This window comes from Salinifilum aidingensis (genome assembly GCF_054782015.1).
The window spans coordinates 140,374-164,774 of record NZ_BAAGTH010000002.1; the positions used below are offsets into that span (position 1 = coordinate 140,374).

Here is a 24,401-nt window from a genome sequence, read left to right on the forward strand (position 1 = left end):
TCACGCGGGGTGCTGGGCTTTAGGTGGTGGTTTCGGAGCTGAAGCGCAGGGTCCGGTCGGTGACCTGGTCGGCGACGTCGGTGACCAGGAGGCCGTGGGTGTAGGCGTGAGCGCGCAGCCGCAGCAGGGCTACGTCCATGGTCACGGCCAGTTGGGCGGCGACCATGCCGGTGGCTTCGTGCACCGCGGTGTGGGTGTCGGCCAGCCACAGGGCCCCCTCGGCGCTGTGCCCGCTGATTTCTTCCAGCAGGGCTTGGGTGGCGGCTTGGGCCAGCAGCAGGGCGTCGCTGTGCTCCTGCTCGCTCAGCGGCCCGGTGGTGTCGCGGTAGGCATCCAGCGAGCCCAGTCGTACCGCCCCGACCAGCAGCGGGAACGAGAACACGGCCGCGACCCCCAACTGGCGGGCGCCCGAGGTAAATCCGGGCCAGCGCTCGCCGTCGGCGTCCAGGTCCGCGACCAGCACCGGTGCCACCGCGTGGAAGGCCTCGAGGCAGGGGCCTTCGCCGACGGTCAGCTGCAGCGTGTCGAGCTGGTGACTGGTGGTGTTGGTGGCATGCACCAGCCCCCGGCGAGGCGGGGACCCGCCGCCGAGGTGCGAGAGCACGGTGATGCCGGCTCCGGACACAGCCAGGGCGGTTACGGTGCGCGTGGCAATGAGCTCCAGCATCGAGCTGGTGCGGTCCTGGTCGGTCAGCGCCAGCAGTGTTTGCAACCGTGTGCGCCCGTCGGTGCTCATAGCTTCACACTCCGCTTTCCAGGATGCTCGGTGGGCCTCGGGTCTGGTCAAGGGCGTTAGACCTGGCGCTGAGGCACGTGCAGCGGTGCGTGGGCCAGCAGCGCGGTGAACTCGGCTTCGGGCAACGGGGGGGCGAACAGCCAACCTTGGTAGGCCTCCACACCGAGTTCGGCCAGCACCTGGTATTGACCGGCGGTCTCGACACCCTCGGCAACGCAGCGCCGACCCAGGGCGTGGGTCATGTCGATGATCGATGCGGTCAGGGCCCGGTCCACCCGGTCCTGTTCCAGTCCGGCCACGAACTGCCGGTCGATCTTGACCAGGTCGGTGGGCAGGTGTTTGAATCGGGCCAGCGAGGAGTGGCCGGTGCCGAAGTCATCAATGGCGAACCGAGCCCCGCGCCGGGTCATCCCCAGCATGCCGTGACGGGTTTGGGGGCGGGGGTCGGCCAGTTCGCTCTCGACCAGTTCCAGAATCAGCCGCGCCCAGTCCAGCCCGGCTGCGTCCACCGCCTCGGCCACGACGGCGTCGAAGTCGGGGTCGGCGGGCACCAGCCCGGACAGGTTCACCGCGATGCCGGCGGGTCGGCTGTGCGGAAGGGGCCAGCGCGCCGCGGCGCGCAGCGCGGCGCGCAGCACCCAGTGGTCGAGCTCGCGCACCAGCCCGCCCCGCTCGGCCACCGGCAGGAACGCGCCCGGCGTGAGCAGCCCGCGGTCCGGGTGCGGCCAGCGCACCAACGCTTCCGCGGCCAGGATCGTGCCATCGATGGCGACAATCGGCTGGTAGTGCAGCTGCAACGCATCGTCGCGGAGCGCGGTCCGCAGTTGTCCCTCGACGTGGACCTGTTGATCGACCGAGGCCATCAACACCGGCCCAGCCTGCTGCACCCGACCGAGCCCCTGGTCCCGGGCCTCGCCCATCGCGGCGGTGGCGAACCGCAGGAGATCCTCGACGCCCTGTTCGGGGCTGTCGTGCGTAGCCGTGCCGATCGAGGCCGAGACCTGCAGCAGCTGGCCACGGATCGGTGCCGGGGTGCGCACCAGTCCGGAGACCCGGTCGGTCAACGCTGCCAGTCCGCCCGCAGCGGCGAGATCGGCGCAGAGGACCACGAATTCGTCCTCGCCGGTGATCCGCGCCGGGGTGCATCCGGGCCCCAGGCCATCGACCAGGCGGCGGGCCAGGACCATGAGCAGTTCCTCGCCGGCGTCGTGGCCCAGCGAGGTGATGATCCGCTTGAAGTTGTCGATCCGGCAGGCCAGCACCGCCACGTCCGGGCCACCGCTCCTGGCCAGCAACCCCTGCAGCAGGTCGCGGGCCGCGGTGCGGTTGGGCAATCCGGTCACCGCGTCGCAGTCGGTACTGCCTCCGGGGGCCGGAACCACTTCGCGCTGCTCGGTGATGTCGTGGCTCGTCCCGCTCAGCACCACCCGCCCGTCGGCACCACGGGTGGCCGTGCCGCGCACGCGGAACACCCGCACCGCACCGTCCGGGCGCACATAGCGATGTTCGACCTCCACCGGGTGGTGGCGCTCGGCCAGAGCGGACCACGCCTGGCGCACCCGCGCCCGATCACCGGGGTGCACCGAGGCCAGGTAGTCCTCGAACGAGACCTGCGTATCACGCGTTCGACCGGTGAGTTCGCGCAGCACGCTCGACGGGCGGAGCACCTCGCCGGTCGAATCCCACTGCCACGTGCCGATCCGGGCCTCGCGTTGAAATTCCCGCAACGCGAGATCGTCCTCGTGTGCAGTGGATGCGGCCTCGACCTCGGAGGCGCGCTGCTCCACCGACTGGTGCTCGGCCGCGGAGGCCAGGTCGGAGACGTCGAGCAGCACGGTCATCCGCAGTCGAGGGTCCTCGTGATGCGGCCAATTGGTCGTGCGCACCAGGCTCTGCCCCGGCCCGCGCCCGCGCAGCCGCCAGACCGCCCCGTCGGCCACGAGCAGTTCGCTCACCTGGCGCCCCGCGAGGTGCTCGGTCGCGACCTCGCCGGCGAGTGCAGCGGCCTGCTCACTGGCACGAACGACAGTCCCGTCCGGAGCGCTGACCAGCACAGCCGCGTCCGGAAGCCACACCTGGTGGGCGAGGTCGACCCAGCCCGCCGAGTCCCCGGGCGCAGAGTTCGGCACGGTCTCACCTCACCAGAATCAACGATGGAACAGATGGAACGCAGCAGCGTAGCCGCCACAGCACAGTCCGTGCGGGACTTGCGTGCCAGGCTACGCGGTCACTTTTGAGATCTACCGGTGGCAGGTGCGATCACGCAGAGAACTTCCGGTCTCGGGGAGGCCGGCGCCCCTGCCCGCCATCGAAGGCTGCGAGCCGTCGCGCCTCCTGGATGCAGTGTTCGCCGAGGACGAGCAGCGCCGGTTCTCCGCGCGGCCCAGCGCCAGGGCTGCTGCAGGGATGGGTGACATCCGATCTGTGGTGTCCGGAGGTACTGCTGGAAGGATGTGCGCTGCACCGAAGCCGTATCCCGAGGAGTTCCGCGACGACGTCGTGCGAGTCGCCAGGTCGTCAACGACAGCAGCGGCTTGACCTCTGCGACCATCGGAGGTCTTCGGCGGCCACCCCGGTGAGGACGTTTCCGAACGGGGCTCAGGCCGTTCCGCGAGTCCGGCTGCCGTCCGGCTGCCCGGTTCGGTCGGGGCGCAGCGCGGTGCTCCCGCCGCGGCCGCGCTGCGGTTCGACGGTGTAGCGCGGATCGCGCGCGGAAACCCGACCGGCCTCGAAGATCCCGTAGCGCGTCGCAGCCGCCGCGGCCGTCAGGCACGCGCCGGCCACCACCGCGGAGAGCCGCCCACCGCGCCGGGACCGCAGCGCGGCCAGCGCTCCGACCCCGGTGGCCACCCGCGCGGCCCGCAGAACCGCTCCCGAGCGGCCCTGCCGCAGCGGCTCACCGGCGAACCCGGCCTCGCGCCGCATGACCTCACCCGCGGTGAGCTCGACCGCCGCACCGGCCAGCGCCATCCGCCGGGCCGGTGCGGCTCCCCCCGGCGGCACGGCGCACAGAGCCACCGCCCCGGCGCTGGAGACCGCGCTGCCGGCGAACACGAACGGCAGACCGCGGTAGCAGGCGTGCCAGGCGGGCACGGCCGTGTCGGACAGCAGCACCGCGGTGTAGGTCGTCATCGCCGGTCCGAGCGCCCCCGCGAGCACGCCCGCAGCCCCTCCCGGCCCGCGCAGCAGGCCGGTGACCTCGCTGGCGGCCGCAGCGGAGGCCAGCCCGGAGAACGGCGCCAGGATCCACGAGCCCACGCTCAGCGGGGAGGTCGGTTTGAACACCCGCAGCATGTTGAGGAACCGGTGCGGCCGGCCGAGGTCGTGCACCAGCGCGCCGACGCTGGCCGCGGAACCCGCAGCCGCGGCCAGCCGCCCGACGCGGACCAGATCGGGCCGGGAGGTGATCTCCGCGGCCAGCGCCATCGTCGACGCGGCTCCGGCCATCCCGCCGAGGTAGAGGTACGCGGGCACGTCCGGGACCTTCCACACCGGTTCCTTGATGATCGGCCTTCCGTAGTAGGAGCCGGCCTCGCTCCCGTCCACGCCCCCGGCGTCGGAGCGGCTGCTGTTCGCGGGTGCGCCGGTCACCGCGCCCTCCTCCCGACGAAGCATCCCGCGATCACCGCGGCCGTCGCGGCCGCCGCGGCGGCGGCGTGGCGCCACATCGACGGCAGGTCCCGCGTGGTCACCACGGGATCCGGCGGCAGGCCGTACACCTCGGGCTCGTCGAGCAGCAGGAAGAACGCACCGTCGCCGCCCACCCCGTCCTCGGGGTCGTGGCCGTACAACCGCGCGCTGCTCACCCCTTGCTCGTGCAGCTCGTCGACCCGCTGCTGGGCCCGCTCGCGCAGCTCGTCGAGCGGGCCGTACTGGATGGACTCGGTGGGGCACGCGGTGGCGCAGGCCGGTGCCTGCCCCGCCCCGAGCCGGTCCTGGCACAGCGTGCACTTGGCCGCGCCGCCCGTGTCGCCGCGCATGTCGATCACGCCGTAGGGGCAGGCGGGCACGCAGTAGCCGCAGCCGTTGCACACGTCGTCCTGGACCACCACCGTGCCGTGCTCGCTGCGGAACAGCGCACCCGTGGGGCACACGTCCAGGCAGGCGGCGTGCGTGCAGTGCTTGCACACGTCCGAGGACATCAGCCAGCGGATCGACTCCCCCGACTCCGAGTCCGCGCCCATGCCCGGCATGCCCAGCTGCACCGGCGCGGCGGCCGCTTCGGGCACGCGCTGCTCGACGAAGGCGACGTGCCGCCACGTGGTCCCGCTGAGCTCGCCGGTGTTGTCGTAGGACATGCCGAGCACGTCGCCGTCCTCGGCGGGTAGCAGGTTCCACTCCTTGCAGGCGACTTCGCAGGCCTTGCAGCCGATGCACACGCTGGTGTCGGTGAAGAACCCGACCCGCTGCGGGTGGTCGGCGTAACCGGCTTCGGCGGCTGGGTCGTCGAGCGGCCCGCTGAGGCGATTCATGTTCACCGCCCTTCTCCTCGGTGCGCCGGATCCGGTTCCAGCCCGGCCCGGCGGCGGTATTCGGCGACGAGGCGGAGCAGCTCGCGACCCTGCGGACGGCGTCCCGGGCGGAGGTCGCAGGTGCCCGCCTTGGTCTCCATGATGTGCACGTTCGGATCCAGCGCCACGCTGATGAGCTCGTTGGCCGCATCACCGACCGTGAGCCCGTTCGGTCCCCAGTGCCACGGGATGCCGATCTGGTGCACGGTGCGGCCGCCGACGCGCAGCGGCCGGATGCGGGAGGTGACCAGGACCCTGCCCTCGATCGCGCTGCGCGCGGTGACGACCGTGGCCCAGTCGCGCTGCACCAGGCCGACCTCGACGGCCAGTTCCGGCGAGATCTCGAAGAACATGCCGGGGGCCAGTTCCGACAGCACCGACAGCCACCGGCTCATGCCGCCGGCGGTGTGGTGCTCGGTCAGCCGGAACGTGGTGAACGCGTGCGGGAAGACCGCGCTGCCCGCGGCGCTGCCGGAGGGGTGGTACGGGTTCTCCGGGCGCAGCAGGGTCTGCCGGGCGGGATTGCTCGCCCGGTTCGGGTGCAGCGCGTTGTCCACGGGGGACTCCTGGGGTTCGTAGTGCGTGGGAAGCGGCCCGTCGACCACGCCCGCCGGGGCGTACAGCCAGGCGCGCCCGTCGCTGTGCATCACGAACGGGTCGGCCCCGCCGAGCCCGGCCGGCCCGGTGCGGTCCTCGTCGGGCACGTAGTCCGGCGGCTTCGTCCGCACGAAGTCCGGCACGTCGTGCCCGGTCCACTCCCCTCGCCCGGCGTCCCACCACACGTAGGCCTTGCGGCTGCTCCACGGCTGCCCGTCGGGGGCGGCCGAGGCGCGGTTGTACAGGATCCGCCGGTTCAGCGGCCACGCCCAACCCCACTCGGGGGCGACGCGGGACTGCTCCCGGCCGGGTTTGCGCCGCGCCGCCTGGTTGACCCCGTCGGCGTACACGCCGCAGTAGATCCAGCAGCCGCACCGGGTCGAGCCGTCCTCCCGCAGCTCGGTGTAGCTCGACAGCGGCGCGCCCGCCTCGTCGGTGCCGTTGATCTCGGCGAGCACCGCTTCCGCGCTCGGTTCGGCCAGCGCTCCCTCCACGGGGTAGTCCCAGGTGAGCTCGAGGAGCGGCCGGTCGCGCTCGCGCGGCTGCTCCCCGCCCTGCCGCGCGGCCAGCTTCTGCCGGAGGCGGCGGCCCAGGTGGTAGAAGAACCACAGATCGCTGCGCTGGTCCCCGGTGGGTTCGACGGCCTTGTGGTGCCACTGCAGCAGGCGCTGGGTGTTGGTGAACGTGCCGTCCTTCTCGGTGTGGGCGGCCGCGGGCAGGAAGAACACCTCGGTGCCGATCCCGGCCGGGTCGGTCTCACCGGTCTGGACTTCGGGGCCGTCCTTCCAGAAGGTGGCCGTTTCGATCATGTTGAGGTCGCGGACCACCAGCCAGTCCAGGTTGACCAGTCCGGCCCGCTGCTGGCGCGCGTTGGCGGTGCCCACGGCCGGGTTCTCGCCGACGACGAAGTAGCCCTTGCACCGGCCTTCGATCTGGTCGATGACGGTGCGGAACGTGCTGTGGTCGCCGGTGGTGCGCGGCAGCCGGTCGAAGCCGAAGTCGTTGTGCGGGCCGACGGCCTCGCCCCACCAGGCCTGCAGCATGCTCACCACGTAGGAGCGCAGGTTGGCCCAGTAGCCGCGGGCGTGCTCGGCCTCGGTGACGAAGTCGTCGACGTCGGCGTCGTGCTGGCCCGCCTGCGGCATCGGGATGTAGCCCGGCAGCAGGTTGAACAGCGTGGGGATGTCGGTCGAACCCTGGATGCTGGCGTGCCCGCGCAGCGCCATGATGCCGCCGCCCGGCCTGCCGATGTTGCCGAGCAGCGTCTGCAGGATCGACGCGGCGCGGATGTACTGCACGCCGACGGTGTGCTGGGTCCAGCCCACCGAGTAGACGTAGGCCGTGGTGCGCTCCGGCCCGGAGTTGGCCGCGATGTCGCGGGCGAGCTCCAGGAACCGCTCGCGCGGCACGCCGCAGACCTCCTCGACCAGCTCCGGCGTGTAGGAGGCGTAGTGCTTGCGCAGCAGCTGGTAGACGCACCGCGGGTGCCGCAGCGTCGGGTCCGTGCGCGCGGGTGCCGGGTAGGTCGGCCCGCCCGAGCCGGCCCGCTCCGGGTTCTCCCGGTCGAACGGGAAGTCCCCCGCGGGGGCGCGGTGCTGCTCGTAGGCCCAGCTGCTCGTGTCGTAACCACCGCGCTCGGGGTCGTACCCGGAGAACAGCCCGTCGAGCTCGGTGGTGTCGGCGAAGTCCTCGCCCACGATCATCGCCGCGTTGCTGTAGGCCAGCACGTACTCCCGGAAGTCCAGGTGGTTTTCCAGGACGTAGCGGATCAACGCGCCGAGGAGGACCAGGTCGCTGCCGGCGCGCAGCGGCACGTGCCGGTGGGCCATGGCCGAGGTGCGGGTGAACCGCGGATCGACGTGGATGATCCGCGCCCCCCGGCGCTTGGCCTCCATCACCCACTGGAACCCGACCGGGTGGGCTTCGGCCATGTTGGACCCCTGCAGCACGATGCAGTCCGCTTCGGCGAGGTCCTGCTGGAAGGTCGTGGCGCCGCCGCGCCCGAAGGAGGCTCCCAGACCGGGAACCGTGGAGGAGTGTCAAATGCGGGCCTGGTTCTCCACCTGAAGAGCGCCCAACGCGGTGTAGAGCTTCTTCATCAGGTAGTTCTCTTCGTTGTCGAGCGTGGCCCCGCCGAGGCTGGCGATGCCGAGGGTGCGGCGCACGCGGTGGCCGTCCTCGGCGTGCTCCTGCCAGGTCTCCTCCCGCGTGTCGAGCACGCGCTCGGCGATCATGTCCAGCGCCGTGTCGAGGTCGAGCTCCTCCCACTCGGTGCCGTGGGGACGGCGGTAGCGCACGCGCGTCTCCCGCCGCGGGGAGGTGACCAGCTCCCGGCTGGCCGAGCCCTTCGGGCACAGGCGGCCGCGGCTGATGGGGGAATCCGGGTCTCCTTCGATCTGGGACACCCGGCCGTCGCGGACGTAGACGCGTTGCCCGCAGCCCACGGCGCAGTAGGGGCAGATCGACCGCACGACCTCGTCGGCCTGCTGGGTGCGCGCCTGCCAGTGCTCGGTGCCGCTGCTGCGGGCCGCTGCGCCGCGTCCGAGCGGATCCGCTCCGGTGAGCTGGCGCAGCACCGGCCACCGCAACCACTCGACCATGACCGCTCCCCGATGCGAGGGCTCGTTCGTTCCCCAAGGGAAACCCGCCGGAAGGAGCGGTGCAAGCCCGACACGCGGAGAGCCCGCCGGGCGGACCGCGGGCTCTCCGCCGCGCGGGGAGCTCTCCTGCCGCTACGGGTGCGGGGACGAGGTCGTGCCCTCCTCGCTCGGCTGCGCGGAGGCGGGTGCCTCCGCGGCGGCACCACCGGGTCCCGCCCCGTCCCCGCCCTCGTCGGGGGCGGCGTCCTGGGCCGGGGCGTGCACGGGCAGCCACAGCCACGCGACGGCCGCGGCCACGAGGATCAGCCCGGCGCCGACGAGGTGGGCCACGTGCAACCCGTCCATCCAGGCGTGCACGACCCTGTCGGCCAGGGCCAGACCCCGCTGGCCGAGCTGCTGCGCCACGGCCAGCCCTCCCGGCAGGGACTCGCTGGCCAAGTCCTGCAGCCGCTGCGGCAGCCCGGCCACCGCATCACCCAGGTGGGAGGCGTAGCTGCTGCCGAGCACGCTGCCGAGCACGGCTACGCCCAGCGAGGCGCCCACTTCCCGGGTGACGTCGTTGGTGGCCGATCCCATGCCGGCGCGGTGCCGGGGCACGTTGGCCATGAGCTGGTCGGTGGCCGGGGCCATGGCCACGGACATGCCCAGCGAGGTCAGCGCCAGCCCGGCCAGGAAGTGCGGGTAGCCGGAGTCGACGCCCAGCGTGCTCAGCACGGCCATGCCCGCGGCCGCCAGCACCATGCCCGAGGCGATCGTGGCGCGCGGCCCGAAGCGGCGCACGATCTTCGGCACCTGCGGCGCGATGAGGACCATGACCACGCTCATCGGCAGCATCGACGCCGAGGCGGTCAGCGGTGAGTACCCGAAGACGAGGATCAGCGTCTGGCTCAGCGAGAAGAACACGCCGACCATCGCGAAGAACACCAGCGTCAACGCCACCGCCGCGGCGGAGAACCCGGTGTTGCGGAACAGCGAGATGTCCAGCATCGGGTCGCTGACACGGCGTTCCCAGAGCACGAACAGCGCCACGAGCACCAGGCCGAGGGCCACGAGGATCCACGTCAGCGGCGCCGTCCAGCCGACTTCCTGGGCCTGGATCAGCGCGTAGACCACGAGGGTGATGCCGGCGGTGGACAGGACCGCGCCCGGAACGTCGATCCCGCCCAGCGTGGCGTCGCGGCTGCCCTGGTGCTTGGGCACGTAGGGGATCCCGGCGAGCACGCCGACGGCCACCACGGGGATGTTGATGGCGAACACGGCGTGCCAGGTCGACACCTCCAGCAGCAGCCCGGCGAGGACGGGGCCGAGCGCGGTGCCGCCGCCGGAGACGGCCGCCCACATGCTCACCGCCTTGGTCCGCTCGTGGCTGGGGAACACGCTGGTGAGGATCGACAGCGTCACGGGCATGATCATGGCGGCGCCGAGGCCGAGCACGCCGCGCGCGGCGATCATCTCCGCGCTGCTGTCGACGAACAGCCACACGTAGGCCGAGGCGAGGCCGAACACCACCATGCCGGCCTGCAGCATCCCCTTGCGGCCGTAGCGGTCGGCCAGCGCGGAGGTGGTGAACAGCAGCCCGGCGAACACCAGCGCGTAGGCGTTGTTGAACCACTGCTGCTGGGCCATGGAGGCCCGCAGGTCCTGCGCCAGGTACGGCAGCGCCACGCCCAGGGACGTGTTGGCGAGCATGGTCGCCGACAGGGCGAGGCACAGCACGAGCAGGGTGATCCAGCGGTGGCGGTACACCTGCAGGTCGATGCCCTCGGCCAGCGCCGCGCGCTCACCGGCGTTCCGCGCCGCTTCCCCTCCGCTCGCGCCTGACGTGCCCATCCCGGATCCGATGGACAAAGTTCCTCCCTCTGCGGTCGCTTGCACCCCCATGTTATGTCATGACTGACATCTGTCACTCATGACGCTGAACACCATTGACCCGCACCCGCCCGTTCACGAAGCTGGAGGCATGACGATCGCGTCCCCGACCGGCCGGATGCCCGGCGCCGAGGCTGCACCGGACGAGCCGGAACCGGCCGCGGCACCCCCCGACCCAGCGGGCACGGGGTGCGAACCGCCCGCCGCGGACTCCGCGGTCCCCGAGGACCGCCGCCACCGGCGCACCCTGCGCACCCGGCAGGCCATCGAGAGCGCGGCGCTGCGGCTGTTCCAGCAGCAGGGCTTCGACCCGACCACGGTCGAGCAGATCGCCGAGGAAGCCGACATCGCACCGCGTACCTTCTTCCGCCACTTCCCCAGCAAGGACGCCGTGCTGTTCGGCGACTCCAAGCGGGAGACCGAGCAGATGCGGCGGGTGCTGACCACCCGCCCCGCCGACGAGCACCCGCTGCGCTCGCTGACGATGGCCCTGGTCGACTCCGCCGAGCGCGTGGAAGCCGACCGGGAGCGCCACCTGGTGCGCGCCCAGCTGTTCACCGAGCTGGAGGGCAACCGGGACTACGAGAAGCACCTCATGCGGCAGCAGTGGGTGCAGGACTACACCGACCTCGTCGCCGAGCGCCTCGGCACCGACGTCGACGACCCCCGCGCCAGCGCGTGGGCGCTCATGCTCGCCGGGGCGTTCGGCTCAGCCATGCACACCTGGCTGCTGTCCACCGACGGCACCCCGCTGCGCACGATCCTGCTGCGCCTGCTCGCCGACACCAGCGCCGGACTCGCCGAAGCCACCGCGGAGACGCCCGATCCGTGAGCGCCTCCTTCCTGGAATCATTCCAGGGAGCGCGATTTTCAGGAAAATTGGACGTTGTCCCCACACGTTCGGGCGATCAACTGTCCCCACCCGATCGGCGGCGCATCAGGTCGGCGGGTCGCGGGCGCTCACCGCGGCACCAAGCGGAACGTGCGGTACTCGGTCGTGCGCCGCCGCCGGGTGACGTGCGTGCGCGCCACCACCTCGCGGCGGAAGCCCGCCCGCTCGCCCAGCCGGTGCAGGTAGCGGACGTCGCCGGAGGTACCGAAGAACACCAGTACCCGCCCGTCGGGGGTGAGGTGTTCGCGGACTTCCTCGAAGAACGCGGTCAGCGCCCGGTAGTTCTCGTCGGTGATCGCCGCCTCTGCCAGGTCCCGCGGGGCGAACCAGCGGAACGGCGGGTCGAACACGACGAGGTCGAACCGCTCCGGCACCGCGGCGAACACGTCGCTGCGGCGCACCTCCACGGCCTGATCGAGGCCGTTGCGCGCGGCGTTCGCGCGGGCCGCGGTGACCGCCTCGGGGTTGACGTCGACCGCCACGACCGATGCGGCGCCGCGGGCGGCCACGAGGGCGTTCACCCCGGAGCCGGTGCCCATGTCGAGCACGCGGCGCACGGCCGGATCGGCGACCTCCTCGGCCACGGCGGTGCCGAGCAGGTGCGAGGTGTCCACGATCGGCATCACACCGGGCGGGACGACGAGCTGCAGACCGAGGTAGTCGATCTCCTGCGGCCGCACCCGCGCGCGGAGCTCCCGCCGCGCCCGCTCGTGCCAGCGGCGGATCCGCCGGCGTTGCCGCCACGTCAACGGCGGCGGTTCGCGATCGGACATCCCGCCTCCCTCCGATCGCCGTGCGGAGCGCCGCTCACGGTAGCGCCCGCGGAAATCGCGGTACGAGCGGTCCTTGTCGCGGCAACGCCGCTGCGGCACCGGGGGTCAGCGCACGCGGATCGGTGGACCGCCGTCCGCGGGCACGAGCTCACCGATGACCGGCGCACCCGGGACTTCCCCGGCCACGAGCAGGCCACCGGAGGTCTGCGCATCGGCCAGCAGCAGCGCCTCGTCGCCGTCCACGCCCGCGAGGTCGCAGTGCGGCCGCACCCAGTCGAGGTTGCGCCGGGTGCCTCCGCTGACGTACCCGCCGGCGAGCGCCTGCCGCGCGCCGGCGACGTAGGGCACCGCGGTCGATTCGACCACCGCGCCCACCCCGCTGCCCCGGACGATCTCGAGCAGGTGGCCGAGCAGGCCGAACCCGGTCACGTCGGTCGCGCACCGCACCCCCGCCGCGACCGCGTCCCGCGAAGCCCGGTCGTTGAGCGCGGTCATCCACGCCACCGCCTCGTCCGAGACCTCGCCCGTGGCCTTGTGCCGCGTGTTCAGCACACCGATGCCGAGCGGTTTGGACAGCGACAGCGGCAAGCCCGGCCGACCGGCGTCGTTGCGCAGCAGCTCCTCGGCGGCGGCCGCGCCGGTGACGGCCATGCCGTACTTGGGCTCCGGGTCGTCGACGCTGTGCCCGCCGGCCACGGGGCAGCCGGCCTCGGCGGCGACGGCCGCGCCGCCGGACAACGCCGCACGCGCCACCTCGGTCGGCAGCGTTTCCCGCGGCCAGCACAGCAGGTTCACCGCCAGCAGCGGCCGCGCCCCCATCGCGTACACATCGGACAGCGCATTGGCCGCTGCGATGCGGCCCCAGTCGTAGGGATCGTCGACGACGGGGGTGAAGAAGTCCACCGTGCTCACCAGGGCGCGCTCCGCGTCGAGGCGCACCGCCGCGGCGTCGTCGCCGCTGTCGAGGCCGACGAGCACGTCGCCGGCCCACGGGGCGTCGATGCCGGCGACCATGTCCTGCAGCTCCCCCGGCGGGATCTTGCACGCGCAGCCGCCGCCGTGCGCGTACTGCGTGAGCCGGAGGCGTTCCGCCGTTTCCGTCATGCCGGGAGCGTAGGACGGCGGCGCCGGCGCGGCCCGGCAACACGCCTCATCCGTGCCGGTCGGGGCCCGCGCGGGTGAGCTCGACCCGGACGAGCACGCGCCGCTGCTCGCGCATGGCCGCGCGGTAGGCGTCCCAGTCCTCGTGCTCGCCGTTGATCGCGCGGTAGTAGGCCACGAGGCCGTCGAGGGCCTCCGGCAGCGGCACGACCTCGGCGCGGCCGTCGATCTGGATCCACGACCCGAAGAACGCCTCGGTGAACACGCACAGAGCCACCTGGTGGTCCCGGCGCACGTTGTGCGTCTTCGTCGCGGTCTCGCGGGTGCTGATGACGGCGCGCCCGTCCTCGTCGAGGGCGACCAGCACCGGCGACAGCTGCGGCGAGCCGTCGCGGTGGCGGGTCATGAGCACCGCGCGGTGGTGCTGCCGCAGGAAATCGCGTGCTTGCCCGAGCTCCATGGCTCCATCATCCCGCCTCGCGCGGCGGGGTCAACGCGCCGCGCGGGCGCGTCGCGGGCCGCCGGCTCGAGCCGGTGCGCTCAGACCGCTGCTGACTCGCCGACGTCGGCGGCGGTTCCCGCCGTGACGCGGAGGAGTTCCGCGAAGTCGGTGGCGAACATGGCGTGCCGGCTGCCGGCACCCGCCCAGACGACGTCGTGGCCCTCCAGCCCGGTGTCGACGACCGTGCGCAGCGGTTCGGGGTGCCCCACCGGCGCGACCCCGCCGACGGGCTGACCGGTGGCTCCGGTGACGAACTCCGGGTCGGCGCGCTTGACCTTGCGCTTGCCCACCCCGAGCAGGCCCGCGAGCCTCCCCGTGTCGACGCGGTGCCCGCCGCTGGCGACGACCAGGACCGGGTCGCCATCGACGGCGAACACGAGGCTGTTCGCGATCGCGCCCACCGCGCAGCCCAGCCGCTCGGCGGCGACCGCCGCGGTGGGCACGGCCTCGTCGAAGGTGACGACCTCGCCCCGGACACCGGCCTCGCGCAGCGCCCGCTCGTGCTCCGTCCCGGTGCCGTGGTGCGACTCGGTGCCCTGCGTTCCCTCCACGCCGCCGGATCGTAGCAGGACCGGTACCCCGTCCGGGGGTATCGCCCGGCGGCCTGCGCCGCCGGATCGCAGCGCTGCGCCGCCGGTCCTGCGCGCAGCCGCGCCCCTCCTCCGGGATCGCGCAGCGGTCGTCAGCCCCGGTCGCGGCGGAGCGCGAGCACGGCGCCACCCCGTCCGGAGCGGCCGGTGCCCACCTCGGTCAGCCGAGCTCGGCGAGCACGCGCTGCACGATCCGGTCGGTCGCCAATCCGTAGCGGTCGTGCAGGGTGGGCAGCGCGCCAGCACCGAGGAACTCGTCGGGCAGGCCGATCTGCGCCATGCCCCGGGCGCAGTTGTTCGTGACCAGCGCACTGGCGACCGACTCGCCCAGCCCGCCGACGACGGTGTGGTTCTCGAGCGTGACCAGCAGCCGGTCCGAGTCGGCCACCCGCAGCAGAGCGGGCACGTCGAGCGGCTTGATCGTCGGGCAGTGCACCACGGAGACGTCGACGTGGTGCTCGGCCAGCTTCTCCGCCGCGGACAGCGCCCGCATCGTCATCAGCCCGCTGGAGACGAGCACGACGTCGCGACCGCTGCGCAGCTCGGCGGCCTTGCCCACCTCGAAGCGGTAGTCGTACTCGTCGAGCACGGTGGGCACCTTGCCGCGCAGCAGCCGCAGGTAGGCAGGTCCGTCCACATCGGCCAGCGCGGGCACGGCCTGCTCGATGTCCACCGAGTCGCAGGGGTCCACGATGGTCAGACCGGGAACGCCGCGGAAGATGGCCATGTCCTCGGTGGCCTGGTGACTCGGACCGTAACCGGTGGTCAACCCCGGCAGCCCGCCGACGATGTTCACGTTGAGCCCGGGTTCGGCGATGTCCAGGCACAGGAAGTCGTAAGCGCGCCGGGTGGCGAACACCGAGTAGGTCGAGGCGAACGGCACCAGCCCGGTCTCGGCCATGCCGGCCGCCGCGCCGAACAGCAGCTGCTCGGCCATGCCCATCTGGTAGTAGCGGTCCGGGTAGTTCTCGGCGAAGATGTGCATGTCGGTGTACTTGCCGAGGTCGGCTGTCATGCCGACGACGTCGGCGCGCTCCGCGGCCAGGCGCGACAGGGAGTGGCCGAACGGTGCGGCGGTGGTGCGCTGGTCCGCCTCGGCGAAGGAGGCGATCATCGCCGAGGTCGTCAGTCGCTTCGTCGTCATCGTGCGCTCCCGTCCAGTTGTTCGCGGGCGATCTGCCACTCGTGTTCGTCCACGCGCATGAAGTGCGCGCGTTCCCGGTTCTCCAGCAGGGGCACGCCCTTGCCGATCGTCGTGTCGCACAGCAGCGCGCGCGGGCGGTCGTCGGTGAAACCGCGAAGGGTCTCCAGCCCCCGCAGCAGCGCGGTCACGTCGTTGCCGTCGACGCGCAGGGCGTGCCAGCCGAACGACTCCCACTTGTCGACGAGCGGGTCGGCGGACAGCACCGAGGCGGTGGGTCCGTCGGCCTGCAGGGCGTTCAGGTCGACCAGGGCGATGAGGTTGCCGAGGCGGTGGTGTGCCGCGCCCATGGCCGCTTCCCACGTGGAGCCCTCGTTGAGCTCCCCGTCGGAGAGGAAGTCGTACACCAGCGCGTCGTTGCCCTGGTGCCGCAGGCCGAGGGCCATGCCCGCGGCGACGGGCAGTCCGTGTCCCAGCGAGCCGCCGGAGATCTCCATGCCCGGGGTGTAGGAGGCCATGCTGGACATGGGCAACCGGCTGTGGTCGGTCGCGTAGGTGTCGAGTTCGGACACCTCGAGCACGCCGGCTTCGGCCAGCGCGGCGTACTGGGCGATGGCGTAGTGGCCGATGGACAGCAGGAAGCGGTCCCGCTGCGGCCAGTGCGGGTCCTCCGGGCGGTACCGGAGCTGGTCGCAGTAGACCGCGGCGAGCAGGTCCGAGACCCCGAGCGCTTGCCCGACGTAGCCCTGCCCCTGGGCCTCGCCCATGTCGATGATGTGGTGCCGCATCCGGTGCGCGAACGCGGCCACGGCCTCCTGCCGCTGCGGCGGGGGTTCGACTGCCGTGAACGCCGCGGACGCGGGACCGGCCGTTCGTTCCGTCATGGACACTCGCTCCGTTCGTTTCTCCTCCGGTCCCGGTGCGCCCCGTGCGCCGGCGCACCGGGACGGACTCACACGACCACGCTCAGTCCCAGCACCACGGCCAGGCCGACGACCGACATGATCGACTGGGAGAGCGTGTAGATCTGGAACGCGCCGCGCGTGGACAGTCCGAGCAGGGCGCGGAACATCCAGAAGGTGTTGTCGCTGACGTGCCCGCCGAAGCTCGCACCGGCCGCTGCGGAGAGCAGCACGAGCACGGGCGCGGCGTCCACGCCGCCCAGCACGGGGGCGAGCAGGGTGGACGCGGTGATCGCGGCGACCGATCCGGACCCCTGGGCCAGGCGCAGCAGGGCGGCCACGAGCCACGCCAGCAGCAGCGGCGAGGCCGAGCTGGCCTGGAACAGGCCGGAGATGATGTCGCCGATGCCGGTGCGGCTGATCACCTCGCCGAGCGAGCCGGCGACACCGGTGAACAGCAGGATCGTGCCGCTGGTCGCGGCGCCCTTGCCCAGCGCCCGCTCCAGGGTCTCGCGCGAGAGCATCGTCGCGGTCACGGCGCAGGCGACGAGCAGGCCCAGCAGCAGCGCCACGACGGGGTCGGACAGGAACCCCACGAGCCCGTTGCGCACGCCGGCGGTTTCGGCGATCGTGCCGAGCACGATCAGCGCCAGCGGCACGAGGACCGGCAGCAGCGTCACCGGCAGCGGCAGGTGGCGGCGCGGCGTTTCGGCCTCGGCCACGGCCATGCCGTCCACGCCCCCGTTGAGCGGGGCTTCGTCCTTGTCCGGGTTCCAGGTGCGCCGCATGAGCACGCCGTGCAGGAAGACGCCGCCGAGGATGGCCACGATGCCGACCGGGATGCCGAACAGCAGCATCGTGCCCAGCGGCACGTTCAGCGCTCCGGCACCGGCCAGCGCCGCGGCCCCGGGCAGCACCATGAGCAGGCCGACTTCCAGGCCGATGGCCAGGGACCCGCCCACGACGGCGATGCTGATGCCGGTGCGGGCGGCGACGGAGCGGGCGATCGGCGCGAGCATCACCAGCGCGACGTCGAAGTAGATCGCCGGGAAGACGATGCCGGAGGTCAGCCCGAGGACGTAGGGCGACTTGCCCCGCCCGCACGCGCGGAGGAACAGCTCGACAATGCGCTGCAGCGTTCCGGTGACCGACAGCAGCGAGCCGAGCAGCACGCCGAATCCGATGATCAGACCGACCTCTGCCATGAGGTCGCCGAACCCTTCGGTGACGGCGGTGGTCGTCTGGTCGAAGCCGAGACCGGTGGCCAGACCGAGGTACAGCGATCCCAGCACGAGAATGACGACCGGGTTGATGCGTGCCACCACGATCAGCAGCACGATGCCGAGCACCGCGATCGCGGTGTGCATCAGGATGAGCGAATCAGACATGCCCGTGTCTTTCCGTCGACCTCGTCGTCGAGGCGGGTGCAGGTGTGCGGGAGGACGCGGAAGGGCCCGCGCCCGAGCGGCCCCGGTCAGTGGATGTGCGAGCCGCCGTTGACGTCGAAGGTGGAACCGGTGACGTAGCCGACGCCCTCGCCGGCCAGGTAGGTGATCATGCCGGCGGCGTCGGCGGTGCGGCCGTTGCGGCCGACGGGGATGCCGGCGACGAGCTCCTCCTTGCGCTCGCCGCTGAGCAGCCCGCCGGTGATGTCGGTGTCGATGAGCCCGGGGGCGACGGCGTTGACCACGACGCCGTGCTCGCCGACTTCGCGGGCCAGCGCGCGGGTGAGGCCGAGGACGGCCGCCTTGGCCGCGGAGTAGTGCGTGCCGCCGAAGACGCCGCCGCCGCGCTGGGCGCTGACCGAGGAGACGTTGACGACGCGGCCGTAGCCGCGGTCGATGAGCCCGGGCAGCACGCGGCGGGTCACCTGGTAGGTGCCGGTGACGTTGACCTCGAAGACGAGGTCCCACTCGGCGCGGTCGATGTCGAGGAACTTCGTCGGGCGGGTGATGCCGGCGTTGTTGACCAGGGCACCGATCGCGGGCAGTTCGGAGGACTCGACCGCGGTGACCGCCGCGTCGACCGAGTCGGCGTCGGTGACGTCGGCGGCGACGCCGAGCACCGGCACGGCGTGTTCCTCGCCGACGACGGCGGCGGTGCGCTTCGCGGCGGCTTCGTCGATGTCGAGCACGGCGACGGCGAAGCCGGCGGCGGCGAGCTGCCGGGCGGTCTCCCGGCCGATGCCGCGTTCCGAGCCGGCGCCGGTGATGACGGCGGTCCGCTGGGTGCTGTCGGTCATGCGTTCCCTCCCTGGGGTCGGTGGCGGCCTCCTCGCGCGGGGCTCGCCGGGGTTTGCGCAGCGCGGAGCGCTCAGGCCGGTAGCAGCGCGGCGATCCCGTCGCGCGCCCGCGCGGCGACCGCGGGACGGTCGGGTTCGTCCACGTCGTGGGTCTCGAGTTCGAGCACGTAGCGGCCGGTGCAGCCGCGGGCGGCGAGCGCGCCGACGACACCGGCGAAGTCGACGCGGCCGCGACCGATGCTGAGGTTGATCTCGCCGGGGGCGGCGTCGCGCAGGTGCACGTGGGCGACGCGGTCGGCGAGCTCACCGGCGAGGGCGACCTCGTCGATGCCGCCGGCGACGACGTGGCTGACGTCGTAGACGAGGCCGGCCACCTCGGCGGGCACGCGCTCCAGCAGCCCGCGCAGCCGCGCGGCGGTGTGGCAGAAGCGGTGGTGGTGCAGCCCCTCGACGAGCAGCCGGGTGCCGTGCTCGGCGGCGAGCTCGCCGAGCAGCCGCAGCCGCCCCGCGATGCGGTCGAGATCGGTGGCCTCGTCGGTGCAGGGCTCGCGCGAGGCGGCGCCGCAGGGCACGATCACCGCTGCACCGAGCCGCGCGGCGAGGCGCACCAGGTCGGAGCCGCTGCGGGTGAGCTCGTCCGCGGAGAGGCCGGGGTCGTTGAGGGGTCCCGGGTCGACGTTGATGGCCCAGACGTCGAGGTCGGCGGCGTCGACCGCCTCGGCCAACCGCTCGGCGTGCGGACCGGCCGGGGTCGGGACGTGGTCGCAGACACCGGGCAGACCGCCGAGTTCGATGCCGGTGAGGCCGAGAGCGGCGATCTCGGCCAGCGCTTCCGGCAACGGCCTGTTGCGGAAAGTGATTGTCGAACAGCCCAGTTCATGCATCCGTGGCCCCTTCGTGCCCGACGCTCCGTCGTTGGATAGCGGACAGTGAAGCGCACCTCCTTGTTGACTGTCAACAGACGACTGGCAGCTGGACGCTGCGCGATCGATTAGACTGGGTGGGCACTTCCGTCGGCCCGAAAGGCGAGCATCCGGTGTCCTTGGACGTCCCCGCCCTGAGCGGCGTCGATCGCAACACGCTGCGCGAGCAGAGCCTGCACAAGCTGCGGGAAGCGATCAGCAGTGGTCAGCTCGTCCCCGGAACGCGGCTCATCGAGACCGAGCTCAGCGAGGCCCTGGCCGTCTCCCGCGGCACGTTGCGCGAAGCCCTGCGCCACCTCGTCCAGGAAGGGCTCGTCGTCTCCGACGAACGGGGCCGGCTGCTGGTGCGGGCGCTGACGGTCTCCGAGGTCCGCGACATCTTCGCCGTGCGGCGCTCGCTCGAGACGCTCGCCGCGGAGACGCTGTGCGAGCTGCCCGACCGCACCGACGTCGTGCGGTCACTGCGGCAAGCGCTGGAGGAGCTGCGCAACACCGAGCAGGACCTCGCCGCCCTCGTCGAATCCGACCTGGGCTTCCACCACCGGCTGTGCGCGCTGACCGGCAACCAGACGCTGGTGCAGTCGTGGCAGCACATCTCCGGACTGACCCGGGCGACCATCAGCCGTTCCGGGCAGGAGCTCGCGCTGCGCAACACCGACTGGCAGCGGCACTCCCCGATCGTCGACGCCATCGAGGCCGGCGACGCGGAGCGCGCCCGCGAGGTGGTGCGCGTGCACATGCAGGAGACCACCGAGCGGATCGTCGCCCTGCTCGAGGCCTAGCAGGACTTCGCCGGGAGCAGCCGGGAGGCGGTCCGACGCGATCCCTGCCGATCATCAGCAGGCGACTGTTGACAACCACCAGCGGAGCGCTCCATATTGATCGGCCAACGCAGCCACCCCGGTGGCCGGCCCGGGCCGGAGTTCCGGAGGCGCTCCGGCAGCTCCCCTCCAGCGCACGCGCGCCGGCACGGCCGGCCGAGACGGACGGAGTTCCCATGGCCGCACCCGACGTCCCGCTCATCGATCCGCACTTCCACCTGTGGAACCTCGACGAGAACTACTACCCGTGGCTCTCCGACGAGGTCGGCCCCGCCGCGTGGGGCAGCTGCGAGGGACTGCTGAGCAACTACCTCATCGACGACTACCTCCGGGACGCCGAGGGGCAGGAGCTCGTCAAGAGCGTGCACCTGGACGTGGGCTGGGACCCGCGGGACCCCGTCGGGGAAACGCGCTGGCTGCAGCGGATCGCCGACCAGCGCGGCTTCCCGCACGGCATCGTCGGCTACGCCGACCTCACCAGCCCGGAGGTCGAAGCCGTCCTGGACGGCCACATGGAGCACGCGAACTTCCGCGGCGTCCGGCAGTCGATGAACTACCACCCGGAGCCCGCCAAGACGTACCTGAGCCGGCCGGAGGTCAGCCGCACCGCCGAGTGGCGACGCGGATTCCGCCAGCTGCGGAAGCGCGAGCTGTCGTTCGACCTGCAGCTGTACTACCCGCAGGCGGAGGAGTTCTTCGAGCTCGCCGCCGAGCACAGCGACGTCCCGATCATCGTCAACCACGCCGGGATGCAAGTGGACGGACCGGAGCACTTCGAGGCCTGGCGCGCGGGGATGGCGGTGCTCGCGCAAGCGCCGAACGTCGCCTGCAAGATCTCGGGCCTGGGGATGGGCGAGCACGACTGGACCACGGAGTCCATCCGCCCCTACGTGGAGTCCGCGTTGGAGCTCTTCGGCGTCGAACGGTGCATGTTCGCCTCGAACTTCCCGGTCGACAAGCTCTTCTCCGGTTACGCCGAGATCTTCGGCGCCTTCCGCGAGATCACCCGGGAGTACTCGCGGGACGAGCGCACGGCGCTCTTCCACGACAACGCCGCACGCTACTACCGCCTCTGACGAGCGCGGCCGGCCCTCCTGGGCACGGCCGCACCGGCGCGGGCCACGCGCGGGCTCCGCCGTCAGTTCCGATTGCGGCGGTGGTGCAGCCACAGCGCCGCCCCGCCCAGGACCAGCAACGACCGCGGGACGCGCGGCTGCTCCGACTCCCGGTTCTGCTGCTCGCCGAGGTTCAGCGCGAACTCCCGGTTGGACAGATCGCGCACGAGCGTGCGCAACTGCTCCGGCACGGCGTCGAGATCGAGCATCGCCTCCGTGGTGAGCCGCGCCAGGCGCGTCCCGGAGCACTGCTCGCGGACCAGTGCGGACATGATGCTCTTCATCTGGCGGTGGAACACGTCGGTGATGGACAGTTCGGGGGCGAGGCAGCGCACCGACCCCTCGATGTTCGCGAACGCCTTGCCGAGCACGGAGATCACCGGGTTCGTCTTGATGCCGCGCTTGGTGGACTGCTCGAGCACGCTGGTCAGCGTCACGCCGAAGTCCAGCTCCGACAGCGAGGCCGAGGCGATCTTCGGCGTCAGCCTGGACATGTCCGACACGAACGCCGGCACGTCCGCCCAGGACGTGGCGTGCCCCAGCTCGATCCACGACTTGGCCAGGGCCTGCCCGTCGTTCTCGGCGAGGTTGAGCAGCACCAGCATGATCATCAGGCTCGTGCGCCGGTCGAGCCGGCCGACCATGCCCCAGTCGATGAGCGAGGCGGGTGCGCCCGGCTGCACGAAGATGTTGCCCGGGTGCGGATCGGCGTGGAACATCCGGTTCACGAAGAAGCCGTGGTAGGTGAACGCGAGCAGGTCTTCACCGATGGCGGTGCGCTCCGCCACCGACATCGCCGAGCGGTCGACCGCGCGGATCGACTGCCCCGGCGCCAGCGTCTGCACGAGCACGCGCTTGCTCGCCCACACGACCTCCGGCACGGACAGGTGCCGGAAGTCGCGCACGGCGCGCCTGGCCTCGTCCATGTGCCCGGCCTCGACGGTGAAGTCGAGTTCCGGGCGCATCGCGTCGAACAGCACCTCGAGCATCGCCTCGATGTCCACCACGGAGTGGAACCGCGGGGCGCAGCGGCCGACGAGCCGCGCGGCGCGCCGCATCATCCGCATGTCCTCGAGCACCGTGCCGCTGATGCCCGGGCGCTGGATCTTGACCACCGCGGAGCGGCCGTCCCGCAGCGTCGCACCGTAGACCTGGGCCAGGGACGCGACACCGAGCGGTTCGAGGAGTTCGACGTGCTGGAAGCGCTCCTTCCAGTCGGGGCCCAGCTCGTCCTCGAGCACGGGCTCGAAGGTGCTGAACGGCGCGGCCGAGACGCGGTCGTGCAGCTTCTCCAGCTCGCCGATGACGGCCGGCGGGACGATGTCGGGGCGCGTGGACAGCATCTGCCCGAGCTTGATGTAGAACGGGCCGAGCCGCTCCAGCCCGAGCCGCACGTCCCGGGCGCGCAGCTGCTCCCGCCCCGCCTCCGACTCGTCCTCGGCGGTGCGGGCGCCGAACGCCCGGGTGAATTCGTTCTTGAAGAGTCCGGAGAGGACCTCGGTTACGAGCTTGAGCCGTCTCGCACCCAAGGCGTCCCCGTCCGGTCCGCAGTGCTCACGACTTCTTCCCGTTGCCGGCGGTGGCCTTGCCGACCGCCTCGCCGACCTTGCCCGCCTGTCCGGCTGCACCCGCGGCGTCACCGACGCCGGGGACGTTCTGCAGCGCCTGCACCAGCGAGTTCACCGTCTCGGTCAGTTCGGCGACCTGCTTGGGCAGCGTGGCCACCGCGGTGGCGCTGTCGGCCGCACCGCTGACGGCGCCGGCTGCGCTGCGCACGCCGCCCGCGGCCTCTCCCGCCGCGGGCAGCCCGGAGGACCCCGCCGCAGCACCGTCGGCGTCCTCGCGATCGAGCAGTTCGTCGAAGGCCTGCTTGGCGTCATCCGCGACGTTGCCGATGAAGTCCTTCAACGTGTCCTTCGTACCCATGTCACTGACCTGCCTTTCTCTCTTCGACCACCGCAGTGGACACTTCTCGCCGGGCGGATCACCGCGCTCGGTCCGTGCTCCTGTCCGCGAGCTCGCCCAGGACCGCGCGCGCCCACGCCGGCATCGCCGGGTCGTCCAGAGCCCGCAGCGCCCGTTCGCGCCGCGCGGCGATGAGCTGTTCGACCTCCGCTTCCGCACCGGTGTCCCGGATGACCGCGCGCAGCCGCTCGGCTCCCGCGGCGTCCAGCCGGCGGGCGCCGTGCAGCTGCCGGATCACCCCGCGCTGCTGCTCGTCGGCGCGTTGCCAGGTCAGCCGCATCAGCATGGTCCACTTGCCCGCGCGCAGGTCGTCGTCGGCGGACTTGCCTGTCGTGGCGGAGCGACCGAAGACCCCGAGCAGGTCGTCGCGCAGCTGGAAGGCCTCACCGAGCGGGTTGCCGTACTCCGCGCAGCACTCGAGCACCGGGTCGTCGGCCCCCGCCAGCAGCGCGCCCAGCTGCAGGGGGCGGGTGACGGTGTAGGCGGCGGTCTTGTGCCGCACGACCCGCCAGGCGCCGTCGAGGGCCTCGCCCGCGGCCGCCACGTCCAGGTCCAGGTACTGGCCGGCCATGATCTCGGTGCGCATGGTGTTGATGAGCGAGCGAGCGGCGTGCAGCCGCTCCGGCGGTACGCCCGAACCGTGCAGGAGCTCGTCCGACCACACCAGGCAGAGGTCGCCGAGCAGGATCGCCGCGCTCACGCCGAAGTGCTCGGCGGACGGCCCTTCCGGCGCACGCCGGGCGAGGACGCGGTGGACGGTGGGCTGCCCCCGCCGCGCGTCCGAGGAGTCCATCACGTCGTCGTGGATGAGGGCGAACGCGTGGAACAGCTCCAGCGCGGCACCGATGCGCATCGCGGCGGGGTCGTCGAGATCACCTCCGCCCGCCGCCCAACCGCACGCGCAGAACAGCGGGCGGAGGCGCTTGCCCCCGGCGAGGAAGTCCCGCACGACCTCGACCAGCGGAGGTACGCACGCGTCCGGCGCCTCGTGCTCCTGGACGTCCAGGAACCGCGCGAGCTCGTCGTCGACGTCGCGGCGCAGCCGCCGCAGCAACGCCTCCACCGAGGAACCGCTGGGCACCTCGGCCGCGGGGGCTGGGCGCAGCGTTCTCCCGGACATG

The 24,401-nt window shown here is 72.3% G+C and carries 21 protein-coding genes; 3 read left to right on the forward strand and 18 right to left on the reverse strand.

Going from position 1 to position 24,401, the window contains the following annotated elements:
* Positions 1-19: 19 nt before the first annotated feature.
* The 6 genes from ACYVJE_RS03695 to ACYVJE_RS03720 all read right to left on the reverse strand — a co-directional run bounded on the left by ACYVJE_RS03695 (position 20) and on the right by ACYVJE_RS03720 (position 10,292).
* Positions 20-736, reverse strand: coding sequence for a GAF domain-containing protein (locus tag ACYVJE_RS03695; RefSeq protein WP_461143267.1), 717 nt, complete (start codon positions 734-736; stop codon positions 20-22).
* A 56-nt stretch (positions 737-792) separates the two neighbouring features.
* Complete coding sequence (locus ACYVJE_RS03700) at positions 793-2,865, reverse strand: putative bifunctional diguanylate cyclase/phosphodiesterase (RefSeq protein ID WP_461143268.1); 2,073 nt, start codon at positions 2,863-2,865, stop codon at positions 793-795.
* Between the two features lie 469 nt (positions 2,866-3,334).
* Complete coding sequence (nrfD, locus tag ACYVJE_RS03705) at positions 3,335-4,327, reverse strand: NrfD/PsrC family molybdoenzyme membrane anchor subunit (protein WP_461143269.1); 993 nt, start codon at positions 4,325-4,327, stop codon at positions 3,335-3,337.
* Positions 4,324-5,208, reverse strand: a complete 885-nt coding sequence (locus ACYVJE_RS03710; protein WP_461143530.1) for a 4Fe-4S dicluster domain-containing protein — start codon at positions 5,206-5,208, stop codon at positions 4,324-4,326. The genes nrfD and ACYVJE_RS03710 overlap by 4 nt, the downstream gene beginning before the upstream one ends.
* Positions 5,209-5,210: 2 nt before the next feature.
* Complete coding sequence (gene fdh, locus ACYVJE_RS03715) at positions 5,211-8,444, reverse strand: formate dehydrogenase (protein ID WP_461143270.1); 3,234 nt, start codon at positions 8,442-8,444, stop codon at positions 5,211-5,213.
* 132 nt (positions 8,445-8,576) lie between these two features.
* Positions 8,577-10,292 carry an MFS transporter gene (locus tag ACYVJE_RS03720; RefSeq protein WP_461143271.1) on the reverse strand — a complete coding sequence of 572 codons (1,716 nt, stop codon included), beginning with the start codon at positions 10,290-10,292 and terminating at the stop codon, positions 8,577-8,579.
* 112 nt (positions 10,293-10,404) lie between these two features.
* Between ACYVJE_RS03720 and ACYVJE_RS03725 the strand changes: the two genes are divergently transcribed.
* Positions 10,405-11,145 carry a TetR family transcriptional regulator gene (locus ACYVJE_RS03725; protein ID WP_461143272.1) on the forward strand — a complete coding sequence of 247 codons (741 nt, stop codon included), beginning with the start codon at positions 10,405-10,407 and terminating at the stop codon, positions 11,143-11,145.
* A gap of 128 nt (positions 11,146-11,273) precedes the next feature.
* On the opposite strand, the gene ACYVJE_RS03730 is transcribed toward ACYVJE_RS03725, so the two are convergent.
* The 9 genes from ACYVJE_RS03730 to ACYVJE_RS03770 form a co-directional block, all read right to left on the reverse strand.
* The gene (locus tag ACYVJE_RS03730; RefSeq protein ID WP_459159740.1) at positions 11,274-11,978 is read right to left on the reverse strand and encodes a methyltransferase; all 705 of its coding nucleotides are present in this window, start codon (positions 11,976-11,978) and stop codon (positions 11,274-11,276) included.
* A 105-nt stretch (positions 11,979-12,083) separates the two neighbouring features.
* On the reverse strand, positions 12,084-13,082 hold the full coding sequence (gene selD / locus ACYVJE_RS03735; protein ID WP_461143273.1) for a selenide, water dikinase SelD: 999 nt from the start codon (positions 13,080-13,082) through the stop codon (positions 12,084-12,086).
* A gap of 46 nt (positions 13,083-13,128) precedes the next feature.
* Positions 13,129-13,539 carry a PPOX class F420-dependent oxidoreductase gene (locus tag ACYVJE_RS03740; protein ID WP_461143274.1) on the reverse strand — a complete coding sequence of 137 codons (411 nt, stop codon included), beginning with the start codon at positions 13,537-13,539 and terminating at the stop codon, positions 13,129-13,131.
* 80 nt (positions 13,540-13,619) lie between these two features.
* Positions 13,620-14,132 (reverse strand): YbaK/EbsC family protein, encoded by a 513-nt coding sequence (locus ACYVJE_RS03745; RefSeq protein WP_459159737.1) that lies wholly within the window; start codon positions 14,130-14,132, stop codon positions 13,620-13,622.
* Positions 14,133-14,331: 199 nt separating this feature from the next.
* Entirely contained in the window at positions 14,332-15,315 is a 984-nt protein-coding gene (locus ACYVJE_RS03750) for a transketolase family protein (RefSeq protein WP_461143275.1), read from the reverse strand.
* A complete protein-coding gene (locus tag ACYVJE_RS03755; protein WP_461143531.1) occupies positions 15,312-16,100 on the reverse strand; it encodes a transketolase in 789 nt (262 codons plus the stop codon). Before ACYVJE_RS03755 ends, ACYVJE_RS03750 begins: the two co-directional genes overlap by 4 nt.
* Before the next feature lie 164 nt (positions 16,101-16,264).
* Positions 16,265-17,602: a GntP family permease gene (locus ACYVJE_RS03760; protein ID WP_461143276.1), complete on the reverse strand. Its 1,338-nt coding sequence runs from the start codon at positions 17,600-17,602 to the stop codon at positions 16,265-16,267.
* An 86-nt stretch (positions 17,603-17,688) separates the two neighbouring features.
* The gene (locus tag ACYVJE_RS03765) at positions 17,689-18,456 is read right to left on the reverse strand and encodes an SDR family NAD(P)-dependent oxidoreductase (protein ID WP_461143277.1); all 768 of its coding nucleotides are present in this window, start codon (positions 18,454-18,456) and stop codon (positions 17,689-17,691) included.
* A gap of 71 nt (positions 18,457-18,527) precedes the next feature.
* Positions 18,528-19,295, reverse strand: a complete 768-nt coding sequence (locus ACYVJE_RS03770) for a sugar phosphate isomerase/epimerase family protein (protein ID WP_461143278.1) — start codon at positions 19,293-19,295, stop codon at positions 18,528-18,530.
* Positions 19,296-19,492: 197 nt separating this feature from the next.
* Between ACYVJE_RS03770 and ACYVJE_RS03775 the strand changes: the two genes are divergently transcribed.
* Together ACYVJE_RS03775 and ACYVJE_RS03780 are read left to right on the forward strand one after the other, a co-directional pair.
* Entirely contained in the window at positions 19,493-20,161 is a 669-nt protein-coding gene (locus ACYVJE_RS03775) for a GntR family transcriptional regulator (RefSeq protein WP_459159731.1), read from the forward strand.
* 215 nt (positions 20,162-20,376) lie between these two features.
* Positions 20,377-21,276 (forward strand): amidohydrolase family protein, encoded by a 900-nt coding sequence (locus tag ACYVJE_RS03780; RefSeq protein ID WP_461143279.1) that lies wholly within the window; start codon positions 20,377-20,379, stop codon positions 21,274-21,276.
* A gap of 62 nt (positions 21,277-21,338) precedes the next feature.
* On the opposite strand, the gene ACYVJE_RS03785 is transcribed toward ACYVJE_RS03780, so the two are convergent.
* The 3 genes from ACYVJE_RS03785 to ACYVJE_RS03795 are packed head-to-tail and all read right to left on the reverse strand — an operon-like array spanning position 21,339 to position 24,400.
* Positions 21,339-22,844, reverse strand: a complete 1,506-nt coding sequence (locus tag ACYVJE_RS03785) for an ABC1 kinase family protein (protein ID WP_461143280.1) — start codon at positions 22,842-22,844, stop codon at positions 21,339-21,341.
* 25 nt (positions 22,845-22,869) lie between these two features.
* Positions 22,870-23,241 (reverse strand): hypothetical protein, encoded by a 372-nt coding sequence (locus ACYVJE_RS03790; protein WP_461143281.1) that lies wholly within the window; start codon positions 23,239-23,241, stop codon positions 22,870-22,872.
* Between the two features lie 58 nt (positions 23,242-23,299).
* Positions 23,300-24,400 (reverse strand): polyprenyl synthetase family protein, encoded by a 1,101-nt coding sequence (locus tag ACYVJE_RS03795; RefSeq protein ID WP_461143282.1) that lies wholly within the window; start codon positions 24,398-24,400, stop codon positions 23,300-23,302.
* Between the last annotated feature and the right edge of the window lies 1 nt (position 24,401).

Coding starts and splice junctions, on each gene's coding strand:
- ACYVJE_RS03695 (WP_461143267.1), bottom strand. CDS start 736: ATGAGCACCGACGGGCGCACACGGTTGCAAACACTGCTGGCGCTGACC.
- selD (WP_461143273.1), bottom strand. CDS start 13,082: ATGACGGAAACGGCGGAACGCCTCCGGCTCACGCAGTACGCGCACGGC.
- ACYVJE_RS03780 (WP_461143279.1), top strand. CDS start 20,377: ATGGCCGCACCCGACGTCCCGCTCATCGATCCGCACTTCCACCTGTGG.
- ACYVJE_RS03730 (WP_459159740.1), bottom strand. CDS start 11,978: ATGTCCGATCGCGAACCGCCGCCGTTGACGTGGCGGCAACGCCGGCGG.
- ACYVJE_RS03740 (WP_461143274.1), bottom strand. CDS start 13,539: ATGGAGCTCGGGCAAGCACGCGATTTCCTGCGGCAGCACCACCGCGCG.
- ACYVJE_RS03760 (WP_461143276.1), bottom strand. CDS start 17,602: ATGTCTGATTCGCTCATCCTGATGCACACCGCGATCGCGGTGCTCGGC.
- ACYVJE_RS03765 (WP_461143277.1), bottom strand. CDS start 18,456: ATGACCGACAGCACCCAGCGGACCGCCGTCATCACCGGCGCCGGCTCG.
- ACYVJE_RS03750 (WP_461143275.1), bottom strand. CDS start 15,315: ATGACGACGAAGCGACTGACGACCTCGGCGATGATCGCCTCCTTCGCC.
- ACYVJE_RS03795 (WP_461143282.1), bottom strand. CDS start 24,400: ATGTCCGGGAGAACGCTGCGCCCAGCCCCCGCGGCCGAGGTGCCCAGC.
- ACYVJE_RS03725 (WP_461143272.1), top strand. CDS start 10,405: ATGACGATCGCGTCCCCGACCGGCCGGATGCCCGGCGCCGAGGCTGCA.
- ACYVJE_RS03710 (WP_461143530.1), bottom strand. CDS start 5,208: ATGAATCGCCTCAGCGGGCCGCTCGACGACCCAGCCGCCGAAGCCGGT.
- ACYVJE_RS03790 (WP_461143281.1), bottom strand. CDS start 23,241: ATGGGTACGAAGGACACGTTGAAGGACTTCATCGGCAACGTCGCGGAT.
- ACYVJE_RS03755 (WP_461143531.1), bottom strand. CDS start 16,100: ATGCGGCACCACATCATCGACATGGGCGAGGCCCAGGGGCAGGGCTAC.